This window comes from Candidatus Nitrotoga sp. M5 (assembly GCF_927904885.1).
GTDB lineage: Bacteria > Pseudomonadota > Gammaproteobacteria > Burkholderiales > Gallionellaceae > Nitrotoga.
Window position 1 is genome coordinate 1 of the sequence record NZ_CAKMNW010000023.1, and the last position, 15,070, is coordinate 15,070.

The window sequence follows — 15,070 nt, forward strand, 5'->3', positions numbered from 1 at the left end:
CAGCAGTAGCTGCCAAGAAACCCGCAGCTAAAACAGCAGTAGCTGCCAAGAAACCTGTAGCTAAAACGGCTACACCTGAAAAAGCCCCTGTTGCCAAAATCAAGACAGTCCCATCTTCGTCACCCGTGCGCCCAGCTGCAACTTGGCCTTATCCAACTAAGCCAGCAGGCACCGACAAGCTACATTAATGTAGCCTGCGAGTGCAGGTTATAGAGCAGCTTGCTGCTTACGAAGCTGCCCCACTGGGCGCAGTACGTTTGTATGCGCCTTGTCCTCTTTACTGTCGGCGTGTCGCGAGCTGGTTTCGCTGTTAACGATATCAAACAAGGCAGACAAGGCAGGGGAAATGCAGTAAAACGGTAACCTTTTGCTGTAAGCGAATGATGCTAGGCCGTAAAATGGCTGAAGCAATTCACAAGAGTTTTTTTAGCTAATTAGCAGTCGGCCTGCTCGTAACATACTATTTCACCATACCTGCCTCAGAAGCTTAGTGGCAATTTACAGTGCATTGTAAATCAGGTCGAAAAATGTAATCACTCTGCAAACTTAGCGCGTTATAAATATGACCAGTTCACAGCTTTATTTGCGGTTGCTCGGCTATGTCAAACCTTACTGGCGCATATTCGCACTTTCCATCCTTGGCATGGTAGTGGCTGCGGCTACTGAGCCGTTATTGCCAATTTTGCTAAAAACCATGCTAGACGGCACATTCGTGCATAAAGATGAGGCCATTATTAGATTGATTCCTCTATTTATATTGGTTATTTTCTTTGTACGCGGCCTTGCAACTTTTGTTGCCACCTACACTATCACTTGGGTAGGAAATAAAGTAGTGATGGATTTGCGCACTGAAATGTTCAGTAAGCTACTTTCTCTGCCTGCGCGGTTTTATGATGATCATGCGACTGGCAATCTAATCTCAAAATTGACCTTTGATGTAACACAGGTAACGGCTGCCGCAACAACCGTAGTGACCATTGGTGTCCGTGATTCTCTTATGATCGTTGGGCTGCTAGGCTGGCTTTTTTACCTCAACTGGAAGCTCACTTTACTCAGCCTGTTAATGGCGCCGGTTATTGTATTTATCATAAAGATCATCAGTGGCCGGTTGCGTGTCGCCAGCCGCAATTCGCAGCGCGCTATGGGAGACATCACCCAGGTAATTGAAGAAAGTGTAACAGCGCATAAAGTGGTTAAACTTTTCGGTGGACAGCAGTATGAAGGCCACCGTTTTAATGGCCAGGCTAACTGGGTGCGCCGTCACACCATGAAACAGGCGGCGGCCGCCGCCGCCAATGTACCCATCGTGCAAATGGTGTCAGCAGTGGCGCTTGCGGCTATCGTTTATCTTGTTACCGAGCAATCGCGCAGCGATGAAACTACGGTGGGTGGCTTCCTTTCTTTCATTACAGCCATGTTGATGCTGACCTCGCCGCTGAAACGGCTCGCCAGCGTCAGCGAGCATTTGCAGCGCGGACTGGCTGCTTCAGAAAGTGTGTTTGAGCTGCTTGATACGCCAAGTGAACTGGATTCAGGCAATCAATCAATTACTCATGCTTCCGGCAGATTAAAATTTGAACATGTAAACTTTTCATATCAGAAAGGTGAAAAGCTGGCATTACGAGACATCAATTTGGAGATTCCTGCAGGGCAGACAGTCGCGCTGGTAGGTGCCTCAGGCGGTGGCAAAAGCACTTTGGTCAACCTCGTGCCGCGCTTCTATTCTCCGAGCAGCGGACGCATTACGCTGGACAGTTATGATCTTGCGGATCTCACGCTGGCCAGCCTGCGCGCTAAAATTGCACTGGTAAGCCAAGATGTGGTGTTATTTAATGATACCGTTTCAGCCAACATTGCCTATGGGCAGAAGCGCGAAGTACCTGAGGCAGAAATAATTGCCGCCGCTCAAGCTGCCCATGCAATGGAATTTATTTGTGAAATGCCGCAAGGTTTACAAACACTGGTGGGTGAAAGGGGGGTGCGTATGTCTGGTGGGCAGCGCCAGCGCATTGCCATCGCTCGAGCTATTCTGAAAAACACACCTATCCTTATTCTGGATGAAGCCACGTCCGCTTTGGATAGCGAGTCTGAGCGTCATGTGCAAGCTGCGCTAGAGACCTTGATGAAGGGACGAACCACGTTAGTAATTGCCCATCGTTTGTCTACCATTGAAAAAGCCGACAGAATTGTCGTGTTACAAAAAGGGGAAATTGTCGAAATTGGCACCCATCAAGAATTACTTGCCAAGGGAAGTGTGTACGCACAGCTGCACAGTACACAGTTTATGTGGAATGATATTGACCGTGACAATCAATGATAACCAATATATTTGGCTCACTAACAACAGAGGTTAAGGGATATCAGCTGTTTCCTCATATGTAAGTGTTTGCTGATATTGTCAGCATTCATAGAACATGGAAATAGAAACATAATTTTATAGCAACAGTTGTAGAGCGCCTGAATCAAACTTTGACGGCGGGAGTAAATGCGTCGGAGAAAAATTCATCGTTGGGCAATCCGCGCAATGTCGTGAAGTCGCGGTGTGCCGACTCTACTACTATTGGTGCGCCACAGGCATACACTTGGTAGCCGGATAAATCGGGGTAATCTTCCAGTACGGCCTTGTGTACGAAACCCGTCCTGCCCTGCCAGTCATCCGCTGGCAAAGCATCCGACAAGACCGGTGTGAATTTTATACCATGAGTTTCCCATTCCTTGGCTTGATCAAGCATATAGAGGCCATTCAAATTATGTACCCCCCAATAAAAATGCATAGAACGTTTCACACCAATGTGGAGTGCGTGTTCGATGATGGATTTAATTGGTGCGAAGCCAGTGCCGCTGGCAACAAACACTACAGGCTTACTGCTATCTTCGCGCAGGAAAAAAGTACCTAGTGGTCCCTTAAAACGCAGAATGTCGCGTTCTTTCATTTGCGTAAACACATGCTTTGTGAACTCGCCACCTGAAATGTTGCGCACATGCAGCTGCAAAAGTTCGTCATCATGTGGGGCGTTGGCCAGCGAGAAGCTGCGCGCTTTGCCGCCCTTCATAAGAATATCGATATATTGTCCTGCAAGGAACTGTAAACGCTCGTTGGCAGGCAACTTCAGATTCAGCACCATCACGTCATCAAGTCGTTCCAGTTTGTGCACGCGGCAAGGTAGAGTTTTCACCGGGATGCCTTTTACGGCATCCACTTCGCGGCACTGGATGATCAGATCGGACGTAGGCTTAGCACAACAAAACAAGGCCATACCCTCCGCTTTTTCTGCTTCACTGAGCATGTTGCTTTCATACTTGCCGTAATCCACTGTCCCTTGCAGCAGCAAGCCTTTGCACGTGCCGCATGCGCCATCGCGGCAACTATAAGGCAAAATGAAACCATGCCTTAGTCCTGCCTCAAGGATGGTTTCGTCGGCCTCCATGATGAAACTATGATCGCTCGGTTTAATGAGAATGTTAAATGCCATTAATATCTCGTTTGCAACATACGCAAAAGGGTAATTTTAACGCATAATCATGCAATGAAACGAATCTTGATTGTTGGCTGTGGTGATATCGCCATGCGAGTTGCGCGTCTATTAAGCGGCCAATACCGTTTGTTTGGGCTGCTACGTAATACTGCGCGTTGCGCTGAGCTACGTGCTGCAGGCATTACACCGCTGTTGGGAGATCTGGATAATCCACTCAGCCTGAGTCGATTAACCGGGCTGGCGCACACCGTGCTTCATTTTTCCCCGCCTCCTAATACTGGCGAAAGCGATACACGCACCCGCAATTTGCTAGCCGTTTTATCGCGTAGCACATTACCTGGGAGTCTTGTATATATCAGCACCAGCGGGGTATATGGCGATTGCGCTGGGGAGTATGTTACAGAGACCCGTACATTAAATGCGCAAACTGCACGCGCTCTGCGCAGAGTGGCTGCTGAAAATATAATTCGCCGTTGGGCAAAACGCACCGGGGTGCGTAGCACTATCCTGCGTGTCCCGGGTATCTATGCAGCGGATCGCCTTCCACTGCAACGCTTGCAGCAAAGATTACCGGCAATCGTGGCAGCAGAAGATAGCTATACCAATCACATTCATGCAGACGATCTCGCGCATATCGTTATGTCAGCATTACGCTATGCAAAACCGAACCGGGTGTACAACACCAGTGATGACAGCGAACTAAAGTTAGGGGACTATTTTGATAGAGTAGCAGATACATTTGATTTACCGCATGTGCCGCGTGTTAGCCGTGAACGGGCACAGCAAATCTTGCCAAAGACCTTGCTTTCGTTCATTAATGAATCACGCCGCCTGATGAACACGCGTATGAAACGCGAATTGAAAGTAAAGTTGCACTATCCGACAGTGGCAGATACGCTGAAGACTATTCAAAAAAACAATTCGGGTACCTAATCTCTTTGAGGTGAGATGCAAATCTTATCTTGTCGTTCCTTTTTTTCTTATTCTTATATTAAAAGATATTGATATTCTTTCAATGTTTTCTTGATTGGGTTCGACTGAATGAGGCACCCAGGACGGAAACATAACTAAATAATTTTTTCTCGCCGGGTATGAAAATTTTGGCGTATTAATTGCGTTAAGCTCAGAAATGGGCGCTAAAGATTCTATGGAGTACTGTTCTTGAAAATTCCTGTAAAACTCGATTTGAGCATTCGAGTCAGTGACGTAATAAGTACCAGATATAAACGATGAGCAATGAATATGAATTTTATTGTAATTGTTTAAGTTATTACTGTTTACCCATACATTATCCATATAGGTCTCGAAATTTACATCGTCATATCCAAAATCAGATAAGCATTGTTTTGATCTGTGCAAAATCTCATTTAATAACGGCGTTAATTCAGGATGGTCGCCATAGTAAAACTCTTTTGATTGCCACCCCCCAACATTACTAACCTCATTCCCACGTGGATCGGATTGCTTTAATTGATGACAAAAGTTATAAATGGCATCAGCATCAACATCAAGCTCATCCCACCAAACAGGTGTCGAAAAATAGGTATCAAGGTTCATCTCGTCACATCTCCTGAACTTCAAAAATCACGGCGAAAAGCATAAGTAACTTGGTAGCCAACATATGCAATTATCAGTTTATAAATGCCCTTACGAAAATTATATAGTATGGTTCATTATACTTACTTGTTTCAGTATGAAACACTATATCCATTATATTTTTTGTGGTATTTATTGGCCGAGACTTGATTTGCCCAGATCTGTTTTGATGGGTCAAGAACGAATATCAATTCTGAAAAAGTCATCCCTGGTCGGGTGAAAATCTGACCTAAACACCTACATTGTTTTTCACATCACAATGTTCTTTTGTAGCCGCTGAGAGTTGTTCAATCAAAGGAAGAGCCCTATTTTTAGGCTCACACTTTGTTCGTGCAATTCTGTATCTGGAACATCGCTGGATTTTTCTGGTGGCAGCACTTTGCACTCTGACTGGATACCGTGTTCCAGGCGGTCGAGTGCTGCAGGAACATCTTCGGCCATAATGGCGCTAGGCACAACGCCACTGTGTCCCATCATCTTGATCAGTTGTAGCGCTGACTCACCGAACATGGTGATATCAGGATAGGCTTTAGAAGTGAACGTTAATCAACATAGATTGCTTTTAGGAAAATTCATATTTGCCAAATATTGGCATGTACGAATTTAAATCATGTCACATATTTTCAGCAAATCCATGTCTGAGTAGTCGAAATAGTTCACAAATGTCATGACTATAAGTTATTCAAAGTCTGAAGGTATAGTAGTAATAACAGTGACTGCTCTCAAGCTCAATTATCTTCCATGGCAATAAAATCTTCTCTCGCGGCCATCCACTCATGCTCTAAACGGCATAAGCCGTAATCGCGGGTTTGCCCGGTGATTCGAACCGAAGTGCTCACCGTATCAAAAAGACGCAACCCTTCAGGATCCATTGCATGAGCGCGAATGGTATATTTACCAGGCAATAACTGCAGATTTGAAAAGCGAACGCAAAATCCATATTGTGAAGGAGCAATTTGGTTTGGAAGATACGCCGTTTCGTTTGAATGCGTACCGTATATTGGCGCTCCATCAGCTCGGACTATTCCAAACAAAATCACAGGCGGTCGGTCATCTGGAGAGTGTGCTACACCGCAAATACGTAATACTCCACCTATGTCAACCAACGTAGTTACATTGCCCGAATCATTCTCCAACCACAGTTTGCGAATTTGGTATACCCCGCTTGGCAGCACCTCGCGTTCCAAGTGCGCAGCTTTGCTATTTTTCTCTTCGTGGTAGGTCAGATATTCGCGCGTCACGTCAAAACTATCACCATACATATGTAACTGCCCATCATGAATCCATACTGCTTTTTGGCACAGGGTCTGAATGTGGAACATGCTGTGCGAGCACAGCAGTAGTGTCCCGCCTTGACTCAAATAACCTTCAATCCAGCGGATACATTTCTTCTGGAACGATTCATCCCCAACAGCCAGTACTTCGTCAGTAATCAGGATGTCCGGTTGCATGGCGGTTGCCACGGCAAAGCCCAACCTAACCACCATGCCGGATGAGTAATGTTTGATCGGTTCCGCAATATGGGTACCTATATCGGCGAATTCAATTATGGAATCCAGTTTGCTGTCGATTTCTGCGTTGCTCATGCCCATCAGTGCGGCTGCCAGATGGATGTTCTCCAGACCGCTATATTCGGGGTGGAAACCGCTGCCCAGCTCCAGCAAGGCGCCAATACGACCATTTACCACTACTTGACCTGTGGAAGGCTTGACCACACCTGCGATGATTTTCAAAAGGGTAGATTTGCCCGCGCCGTTTTCGCCGATCAAGCCAAGTGATTCACCTGCTTTCAGCTTTAGATTAACCCCCTGCAACGCACAGAAATGGGGCACTTCACCACGCTTGAAGAGTAAAGCGGCAATCGTGCGTAATCGGTTACCACCAGTGGCTACGCTGGGATAATTCTTGCCAATGTTGCTTAGGCTGATAAGTGGTCTTTGCACAATATTCGTGTCAGTTACAAATTAGAGGGGGAGTTTAAATTTGGGGAAAATGGTCATTTTAACAGATAGTTTAATGTAACAGCTCTTGCTAAACATATTAACTAACTGTTTTTCAATAAGTAACTTGTCTCTATACGAAACGCAGCAGGTAATCAATTTTAAACCTGCCGCAGAAGATGTAAATTTGCCCATTATCAACAAATTCAGGATCAGCGCATTCTAATAGAGCTACTATCAATGTTTAAATTCCCACGAATTTTATGTTAAATAAAATCCTCAAAATAAGGTGACAAGCGATTAAAAAACCAGCGCCCGATCAAAAAAAACAACATACAACTCAGCAGCATTACCAAATCCTGCCAACCGATCTGGCTATTGCCAGTCATCAGCAGCTCACGAACTCTGGTAATAAAGTAGGAAAGTGGGTTCAATGCAATGATTTGCTGTATCTGCTGCGGTACCAGGCTTGCCGGATAAAGTATGGGGGTTGCGTAGAACCAGACCATAAACAGCGGCGTAAGGAAGTGCTCAACATCTTTGAGCAACACTTGTAACGCTGCAAGAATAAGTGCTAGACCGCTAGTGAATAATAACTGCATACTGAATAGCAGCAATACCAGTGGCAGAGATGAAAAGTGCAAATCACTGCCGGTGAGAGCAAGTACTACAAGCACCAGGAGAAATCCACTCACGTGGACAGCATACGTGGAAAGAACCGCGCCATACACCAGCAGCTCATGTGGGAAGGCGACTTTTTTTATAAGACCTCCACCATTTTGTACCGACAGTGCCCCACGTTGCGCTCCTTCCTGAAAGCACAACCAAGGCCATAGCGCTACCGCAACAAACAGGATAAAGCTGTGACCTTCCAGCTCAGGAAACTTCACCTTGAAAATAGCTGTAAATACCACTGCATAAACTGCCAACAGCGCGAGTGGGTGTAGTAATGCCCAGAAAATTCCGCTGACGCTGCCGATATATCGACTTTTAATTTCTCGTGATAGGAAATTAAGTAGCAGCCAGCGGTACGGCCACAGATTTCTTATGGGCATGAATTACTGCTTGGTGGCCTCGGACTTGTTTTTTTCAGATGCATTAACATCGCCTAATTTCATATCAGGATTTGTCCAGAAGCGATTGACGGCTTCTTCATTTAGTTTCAACGACGGATCGAGTAGTATCTTACCGATAAGCGTTTTGCGGTATTCATTTAAAAATTTTTCACGCTCCACCTGTATGATTTCTTCCTTGACCTCTTCATACGAACGCACCTGTTTGGGTGTTTTTTCATGAAGCTGAATAATGTGATAGCCAAAAACTGTCTTCACCGGTTCACTGATATCGCCTGGAGTGGTAATGGCGAAAGCCGCGTCGGAGAATGGTTTGACCATTTTCCCCTTTTCAAAAAAACCAAGGTCACCCTTATTTCCTTTAGCGCTCGGATCATCAGAGTATTCCAGCGCTAACGCTTCAAATTCTTTGCCGCCAACTGCCTGTTCGCGAACTTGCTTAATACGCTGCTGCGCTTCTTCTTGTGTGCGGCTTTTTGTGTCCACCAGAATATGGGAAACGTGTACTTTCGTTGGCACAGTATATTTATCGATATTTACCTTGTATAGCTCGCGGGCACGTGCGTCGAAGTTGGGTAACTTAACTTCCTTAGTGATACGATTGATTTGTTCCTGTGCCAGCAATTTGTCCGCTGCCATATCCATCTGTTTGCTCATTACAGGTTCACGATCAATTCCGGCATCGCGTGCTTGTGCAGCTAACGTTTTGTTGATCAGTATGCTTTCCAGTAGCTTGGCAATGCGGGATTTGCTTGCCAGTACCTCTGAGCGATGTTCTGAAGGTATGCGCATCAGATCCGCCTCGAAATCCAGGTTTGTAATTCGGACCTGATTGGACTCGACTAAGACCTGCTCCACACTTAACGCCGGAGCAGTGAAGCAAACCATTACGGCTAACGTTGCGCACTGTTTTAGCAACAGTTGTCTCATTATTTTCAACCTCAAGTTAAATTAAATACAAGAAAACTCCCCCATCTTTAAGATGGGGGAGTTAGCATAAACACGGTCAGACCTGTTTAAAATCTACCAAGTGCTAGGTAAATGAAGTTGTGTCGGTTTGTTTCTTTGGATTACTTTATAGTATTCCATAGTCCCCACTGGTTCAACTTTCGCATTATGCGGGTAGAAATTTATTGATTCGAAAGCATAGTTCCATTTTCTAATTTCTGAGAGAGGAGAAGATGATGTTGGCGGCTGGCCGCTTTCTGTTGGTGTTGGTGTTGGTGTTGGTGTTGGTGTTGGTGTTGGTGTTGGTGTCGGTGTTGGTGTTGGTGTTGGTGTCGGTGTTGGTGTTGGTGTTGGTGTCGGTGAGCTACCACTGCAGTTTATTGTCAGGTTGCCGTCGACACCTAAGCTCATGCTATCATAGGCACATGAGTTCCCTGTTGCTCCGTTCAATGTTGCTGTACCAGCCAAGGTTGAGCCCGTGCCGGCCATCGTAAAAGCCAAAACGCAAGCTGCGACTTTTGTGTTTCTTAATTTCTGATTCATACTAGTCTCCTAATATTAGTTTAATTACCGATTCTCGGAATCGCGCTTTATATAAAAGCGAGGAATACATCATGAAAATATAACCAGCATTTGGTTCGAAGCATTTCATTTTAAATCATACCCCAGCTATAGTTACACAATACAGACCATAACATCTAGTTGCTAGTTCATTCTGCTGGGTGGTAATAATATGGGAATGAGTGGCGATTCCCAGTAACACTTTCTGGAAAAGTGCAATAGGACGCCATTAAAAATCCAATTTTGCGAGCAGCCGCTTCGTAGTGTGCCTACTCACCCCGTTGCATCACAATACGACACTACTCAATATTGGTTGATTATATATCAACATATCTACCGAGCTCAATTTGTTACTCGTGTTCTGCTTAGAAATTTGAATTTTTAGAGGCACCCTTTTATTAGTAAGATATCTAATTTCAATAAAAAAAGGGAGTGGAATTTCTTCGCACCCCCCTTTTCAAGCTACACACTAGTAAGCTGCGTGTAGCTTCACCATCAGTAACAAAATTACAAAGATGGCGTTATCGTAGTCGTATACTTAATCTACAATTGAAACCGTATACTTATGATTGAAATTACCGCCGTATGTTGCCATAATTCCAGGCGCTGCATTTTGGTTAATGAAATCTTGCAACATGAATCCAACAGTAGGCAAGCCGGTATAAATATCGCCATCAAGACTTGTTAGAGATTGAGCAGCAGTTCCATGAGTAACCCCATTACCATCAATTTGTCCATTAACAGCGGTGATTCCAGATGCATTAAAGGCCATCCGCAACCATCCATTTTCGAAGTTAACTGGAACATTTACTTCGTTGGCAGATCCTAATACATGGCTGTTATTAAACGTAACAACTGTTGTTTCCCAGCACAATGAAGTGCCGCCGCCTGGAGCAGGTGGTGAGAAATCAACGATGCTGACGTTACCCTCTTCACGATCCCAGTAGCTCAGGCCAACAGGTTCGCATGCGCCGTTAAGCCAGAATTTGTGGGTGAATGGACTAAACAATTGTGTGGCGTCTGGAGTCAATGCCGGGTTATGGACGGGTACATTGTAGCGTTTGGTTGGCATTGTTATCACCCAGTCAGTACCGGACAGGGTTGCATTATCCAGAACATACTCGTTGATAATATTGTTGTGCATCAGCAACGCACTGACAGTAGCGTCACCGCTAGACCAAGAACTGGTTACAACGGAGCCACCGTTAAACACAACACTGGTTGTATCTGCGAACGTCAGATCCGGGAAAATACTGCCCGGAGGATTCCAGATATTTTGGAGATGAGATGGTGCGAAGGCATCCAACGCAACTGGGTCATAGCCAAAATCAGTTCCAGCTGCAACACCTATCAGAGAAGCTGTACCTGCCAATCCACCAGTTGAAGGGTTGGCTCTTGCTGATTGACCACCCACTACCAATGCGCTACCAGCGCCCATATCCATGTTAGCTGCCTGAACTAGCGCGCAATTAGCTGGGACACCACCGACGTGAGTTACAGCTGCGTCGATCATGGTATTCGTGATTGTGCCCATTTCGATAACTTCAAAATATCCTTCACGGGTACGATCCAAAGATTGGGTCTCGCCGTCTCCGCCACTTTGTTGAATGCCTTCAAGAGCAGCGCCGGAAAATGCGAAGTTCACAAACTCTTTACCACCAGCAGGAATCGCAGGGGCTGTGCATGATTTGTCAGAAGTAATAAGCTTCGCGCCGTTAGTTGTATTAACAACTGCAGCAGTCCACATGTCATTCGGGGACAGGTAGAGGTTAAAGTCAAGTACTTCGCGGCTGTTCTTGCCTTCGGTGAAACGAACTTTTACGGCTTTGGAAGAATTTGTAGTGTTCACTACGGACATGTATGTGTCCATTCCAGCGCGTGTGGTGTAGTAAGGGTAAATCAGAACTTCGCCCAGACCGTTTGAATTTACGTGCACAGCCGCATTTGCTGCATTACTCGCCATACCAACTGTGCTTACCGCCGCTACCATAGCAAGATACAGTGACTTTCTTTTAAATTTTTGCATTATCGCTAGACTCCTTAATTTTGTTACGAAATGTTAAAGTTTAACCTCATAAAAGATGAATTCTTTTATGGAAGTGATACTTCAATAATTACTACAGTCGACTTTAGAAATTACTGCGATGTTATTGTATATCATAGCTGTTTCATTTTACAAGTGATTTTTTATACACATAATCCTCCTATCTAAAAATCCATAACTACAAATTATCTACGCTGGACAAACCACCATTTTCCGTTTTGGCGTAACCAATTCTCTTTGAGAATAGTCTCAATTGATTTCATATCACGATAGCTATACTCAATTGCCATCGTCACCTCGCATTGATCATGCTCACATGAAACAGAATTCACATTGGCTTTTTCCCAAGTGCCACCACGAATTTTAGCTTTATATAAATCCAACGACATAACTTCACGTGTACCAGGGCTCAGATAACTGTACGCTTTTGCAAAATCCCCTTTTATTAGAGCTTCCCAACGAGCAACTGCCAAGTCGGAAACCATCTTTTGCGGTTCATTCTGCACAGATGATATTGAACCTCCACCTGATCCAGCACAACCTACTACTCCAGCACTTAGGACAAGCGCCGCCGCGGTACTTTGTAGTTTAAAAGTAATTCTGCACATCCGTTTTTTCAAGAATTCACCCAAACATCTATAGTTTTTATATTGACTATAGTCACTCTTGCGTGAATGAACTGTCAAGGTCAATCTAAATTCTTTTGTTGCGATGTCTCTTTTATGCAACATATATACGTTTAAGATAGATAAACCGAGCATTTTTGTAATTATTCGACTGTTTTCATAACTCCAGCATCAAATAATTTACAACCTGAAATTTCTGCACAATATTTTCCACTAAGAATTCGGTCTGCCCAATGCAAATAACAGAAATTCACTTTGCGCATCTTAATAATTTAAACCAAATCAGTTTACGGCATGGAGTAGAAATTCTTTAGGACACATTAGTGTTGTTCGTAATATTATCAGGCAACGACCTGAGTTAAGGAGCCTGCTCAATTTTCCTTTCTATTAGTTTGGATGTGTTGCCAGATACCCCAGCTTTTCCCAACTGCTCGTTCAAAGTGTCAGGTTTCTTTGGTATATCGCTAGAGGTTCCGGTATCTTCTAAAAGGTCGTGTAAGGCGCTGAGTTTTTTTCGGAATTCATCACTGACTTCGCGCGCTTGCTGGTTATTAGCCACCAACCGTGGTGTTATCAAAAGTACAAGCTCGGTGCGGGTTTTGTTAAATGTCTGGACACCGAATAATCCACCGATAAACGGGATTTTAGACAGGTACGGCAATCCGCTGCTTCCCCTGTTATTATCATCCTTAATTAATCCACCCAACACCATTGTCTCACCGGATTTAACCACGACCGTAGTTTCTATCGCGCGCTTGCTGATAGTAGGAGAATTAATAGAGGATGTTGTGGTCAAGGAGGCTGAGCTAACCTCTTGATCAATTTCCATAGTAACTTGACCACCGGCATTGATGCGTGGCGTAACCTTTAACAGAACTCCGGTATCAATATACTGTATTGAAGCAATTAGCCCTGTGGCTGAGCCTAAAACAGTTTGAGTCTGGCTGGTGATCGGTACCCGATCGCCGACTTGGATTTTGGCGGTTTGATTGTCAGTGACCATTAAATGTGGCGAGGAAATTACCTTGACGCGTGAATCGGTTGCCAATAAATTGAGCGCAGCGGACACCCCGCCCGCTACATTTGAATTGCTCAACACATAGGAAAAGCCGGGAGCTAATGCACTAATTCCTGGGCCGCCGGTATCGAGCTTGCCGTTACCGTTTCCATTTTTGAATGCCCATTCCAATCCAAATTTTAAATCACCAGAGAGCGTTACCTCGGCGATTGTTACATCAATTAAAACCTGTCGCGGAGGCACATCTAGCTTGCGAATGGCGGCTTCTATTTTTTCGTAATTGGACGGCGAGGCCATAATTAGCAATGAATTGTTGTCTTTGTCGGCGATCACGCGAATATCCCCGTATACCGCGACACTATCACCGGCTGCCTCTTGTGGTTCCGAGGTTGTATTCACGGGAGTTGATTTTGTCGACTCTACCTGTGCTGGAGCCAAGCCAGGAGCAAGCGCAGGTGGTTGCGATGTTGAAGCCGTTGACTTTTTGAATACTTTATTGAGCAATTCTGCCAATTTCTCAGCCATTCCATTTTGCACTGGGTAAACGAATAAGCGCATGCCGGCAGTGGTCTCGGCTCCGCCAGTGCGGTCAAAACGTTCAATCCATAATCTTGCCTGCTCGAGATATTTGGGTTGTTGGGTGATCACCAAAATGGCGTTCAGACGCTCGATCGGAACCAGTTTGACCACGCCGGCCAAAGGACTAAGTGCTTTAGCGTCAAAGATTTTGTCAAGATCTGCCACGGCGGTCTTTACTTTGACGCTTTCAAGTGTGAAAAGAGCGACTGACATGCCAGCTAGCCAATCGACATCGAACATGGTGATAGTGTCCTGCAAATGTTGTAATTCGCGTTCGGTACCAGAAAGAATAAGCAGGTTGCGTGCTTCATCAATACGCACGGATTTTGCTTCAGAAACAAATGGCTCAAGAATTTTTACCATTTCACTGGCGGCGATAAATTTTAACGGCGCGATCTGAACGCTGTAACCGCGGCCGCCTTGCAATATTACTTTGTCGTCTCCTAGTTGCGGCGTGATCGAGCCGCGCGTGGCAGTCGCTGCAGGAACTATTTTGTAAATCTCATCTTCTCTGATGATCGCTGCACCATTCATGCGTAGCAGTGTTTCCAGTGTTGGCAGCAAGTCCTTTTGCTGAAGGGGTTTGCTGGTATGCAAATTGATTACTCCTTGCACCTTGGGATCAATTATGTAAGTTTCATTGAATATGTCACCCACTATCGCTTTGACTACCTCGCGCAAATCAGCGCCCTCGAAATTAAGCATTACTGTGTCGCCAGTAGCTAGTTTGGCCACGTTTGTAGCTGGCTCTGGTGCTTTGACAAATACTCCCGTGCCAGGATACATTTTGGTTTTTTCCAAGCTATCGATGACGGCAGGTTGTTCCGCTGGCACATTCCTGGTTTCGACACCATCACTATTCTGTGTAATAGAATGCGGTTTTACGACTTTTTCGATTTTCTTTACGTCGATTTTTTTCTCATCGATTTTCTTCGCTTCGAACGTCTTGAAAAAGGTAGTGCACCCTCCCAGTAAAGGGAGAGTGATCATAATCAGTACCCAAGTCAGGCGAGTTTTATCCATGCCGTTCTCTTTATTGTGTAATAGCATATTGGCTTCTCAATCAAAATGGCTCTATGCGAAATAGAGTGAGTAATAAAGCTTTAATCTCCCGCTGAAAATGTAAATCTTTTACAGAAGAAACAAATCCGATTGTTTTTCGTCAGGCTCAGAACGAACGGATTGTAGCTGACTATTTTTAGTTGTTAA

12 protein-coding genes and 1 pseudogene are annotated in these 15,070 nt (G+C 44.9%); 3 read left to right on the forward strand and 10 right to left on the reverse strand.

Annotated elements, in window-relative coordinates:
• Both MJ770_RS06475 and msbA read left to right on the forward strand, forming a co-directional pair.
• Nucleotides 1-188: pseudogene (locus MJ770_RS06475) on the forward strand (hypothetical protein); the annotation flags it as partial.
• Between the two features lie 374 nt (nucleotides 189-562).
• A complete protein-coding gene (gene msbA / locus MJ770_RS06480; RefSeq protein ID WP_239250796.1) occupies nucleotides 563-2,317 on the forward strand; it encodes a lipid A export permease/ATP-binding protein MsbA in 1,755 nt (584 codons plus the stop codon).
• A 145-nt stretch (nucleotides 2,318-2,462) separates the two neighbouring features.
• On the opposite strand, the gene MJ770_RS06485 is transcribed toward msbA, so the two are convergent.
• Nucleotides 2,463-3,473 (reverse strand): CDP-6-deoxy-delta-3,4-glucoseen reductase, encoded by a 1,011-nt coding sequence (locus MJ770_RS06485; RefSeq protein ID WP_239250797.1) that lies wholly within the window; start codon nucleotides 3,471-3,473, stop codon nucleotides 2,463-2,465.
• A 54-nt stretch (nucleotides 3,474-3,527) separates the two neighbouring features.
• On the opposite strand from MJ770_RS06485, the gene MJ770_RS06490 reads away from it, so the two are divergent.
• Nucleotides 3,528-4,409, forward strand: a complete 882-nt coding sequence (locus MJ770_RS06490) for an SDR family oxidoreductase (RefSeq protein ID WP_239250798.1) — start codon at nucleotides 3,528-3,530, stop codon at nucleotides 4,407-4,409.
• Between the two features lie 24 nt (nucleotides 4,410-4,433).
• Here the strand turns inward: MJ770_RS06490 and MJ770_RS06495 are convergent, their stop codons facing one another.
• The 9 genes from MJ770_RS06495 to gspD form a co-directional block, all read right to left on the reverse strand.
• Nucleotides 4,434-5,033, reverse strand: coding sequence for a TIGR02466 family protein (locus MJ770_RS06495; protein WP_239250799.1), 600 nt, complete (start codon nucleotides 5,031-5,033; stop codon nucleotides 4,434-4,436).
• Nucleotides 5,034-5,363: 330 nt separating this feature from the next.
• Nucleotides 5,364-5,582 carry a DUF1840 family protein gene (locus MJ770_RS06500; protein ID WP_320412221.1) on the reverse strand — a complete coding sequence of 73 codons (219 nt, stop codon included), beginning with the start codon at nucleotides 5,580-5,582 and terminating at the stop codon, nucleotides 5,364-5,366.
• A 218-nt stretch (nucleotides 5,583-5,800) separates the two neighbouring features.
• A complete protein-coding gene (locus MJ770_RS06505; protein ID WP_239250800.1) occupies nucleotides 5,801-7,015 on the reverse strand; it encodes an ABC transporter ATP-binding protein in 1,215 nt (404 codons plus the stop codon).
• Between the two features lie 263 nt (nucleotides 7,016-7,278).
• A complete protein-coding gene (locus MJ770_RS06510; RefSeq protein ID WP_239250801.1) occupies nucleotides 7,279-8,067 on the reverse strand; it encodes an ABC transporter permease in 789 nt (262 codons plus the stop codon).
• A 3-nt stretch (nucleotides 8,068-8,070) separates the two neighbouring features.
• Nucleotides 8,071-9,015, reverse strand: coding sequence for a peptidylprolyl isomerase (locus MJ770_RS06515; protein WP_239250802.1), 945 nt, complete (start codon nucleotides 9,013-9,015; stop codon nucleotides 8,071-8,073).
• Nucleotides 9,016-9,108: 93 nt separating this feature from the next.
• Nucleotides 9,109-9,576, reverse strand: a complete 468-nt coding sequence (locus MJ770_RS06520) for a hypothetical protein (RefSeq protein ID WP_239250803.1) — start codon at nucleotides 9,574-9,576, stop codon at nucleotides 9,109-9,111.
• Nucleotides 9,577-10,132: 556 nt separating this feature from the next.
• Nucleotides 10,133-11,620, reverse strand: coding sequence for a hypothetical protein (locus MJ770_RS06525; protein WP_239250804.1), 1,488 nt, complete (start codon nucleotides 11,618-11,620; stop codon nucleotides 10,133-10,135).
• 203 nt (nucleotides 11,621-11,823) lie between these two features.
• Nucleotides 11,824-12,258 carry a hypothetical protein gene (locus MJ770_RS06530; protein ID WP_239250805.1) on the reverse strand — a complete coding sequence of 145 codons (435 nt, stop codon included), beginning with the start codon at nucleotides 12,256-12,258 and terminating at the stop codon, nucleotides 11,824-11,826.
• 364 nt (nucleotides 12,259-12,622) lie between these two features.
• The gene (gene gspD / locus MJ770_RS06535) at nucleotides 12,623-14,911 is read right to left on the reverse strand and encodes a type II secretion system secretin GspD (RefSeq protein ID WP_239250806.1); all 2,289 of its coding nucleotides are present in this window, start codon (nucleotides 14,909-14,911) and stop codon (nucleotides 12,623-12,625) included.
• Nucleotides 14,912-15,070: the final 159 nt, after the last annotated feature.

What these genes read in the sequence shown, in the direction of transcription:
- msbA (WP_239250796.1), top strand. Translation starts at nt 563, where the DNA reads ATGACCAGTTCACAGCTTTATTTGCGGTTGCTCGGCTATGTCAAACCT.
- MJ770_RS06485 (WP_239250797.1), bottom strand. Translation starts at nt 3,473, where the DNA reads ATGGCATTTAACATTCTCATTAAACCGAGCGATCATAGTTTCATCATG.
- MJ770_RS06490 (WP_239250798.1), top strand. Translation starts at nt 3,528, where the DNA reads ATGAAACGAATCTTGATTGTTGGCTGTGGTGATATCGCCATGCGAGTT.
- MJ770_RS06495 (WP_239250799.1), bottom strand. Translation starts at nt 5,033, where the DNA reads ATGAACCTTGATACCTATTTTTCGACACCTGTTTGGTGGGATGAGCTT.
- MJ770_RS06500 (WP_320412221.1), bottom strand. Translation starts at nt 5,582, where the DNA reads ATGTTCGGTGAGTCAGCGCTACAACTGATCAAGATGATGGGACACAGT.
- MJ770_RS06510 (WP_239250801.1), bottom strand. Translation starts at nt 8,067, where the DNA reads ATGCCCATAAGAAATCTGTGGCCGTACCGCTGGCTGCTACTTAATTTC.
- MJ770_RS06515 (WP_239250802.1), bottom strand. Translation starts at nt 9,015, where the DNA reads ATGAGACAACTGTTGCTAAAACAGTGCGCAACGTTAGCCGTAATGGTT.
- MJ770_RS06520 (WP_239250803.1), bottom strand. Translation starts at nt 9,576, where the DNA reads ATGAATCAGAAATTAAGAAACACAAAAGTCGCAGCTTGCGTTTTGGCT.
- MJ770_RS06525 (WP_239250804.1), bottom strand. Translation starts at nt 11,620, where the DNA reads ATGCAAAAATTTAAAAGAAAGTCACTGTATCTTGCTATGGTAGCGGCG.
- gspD (WP_239250806.1), bottom strand. Translation starts at nt 14,911, where the DNA reads ATGCTATTACACAATAAAGAGAACGGCATGGATAAAACTCGCCTGACT.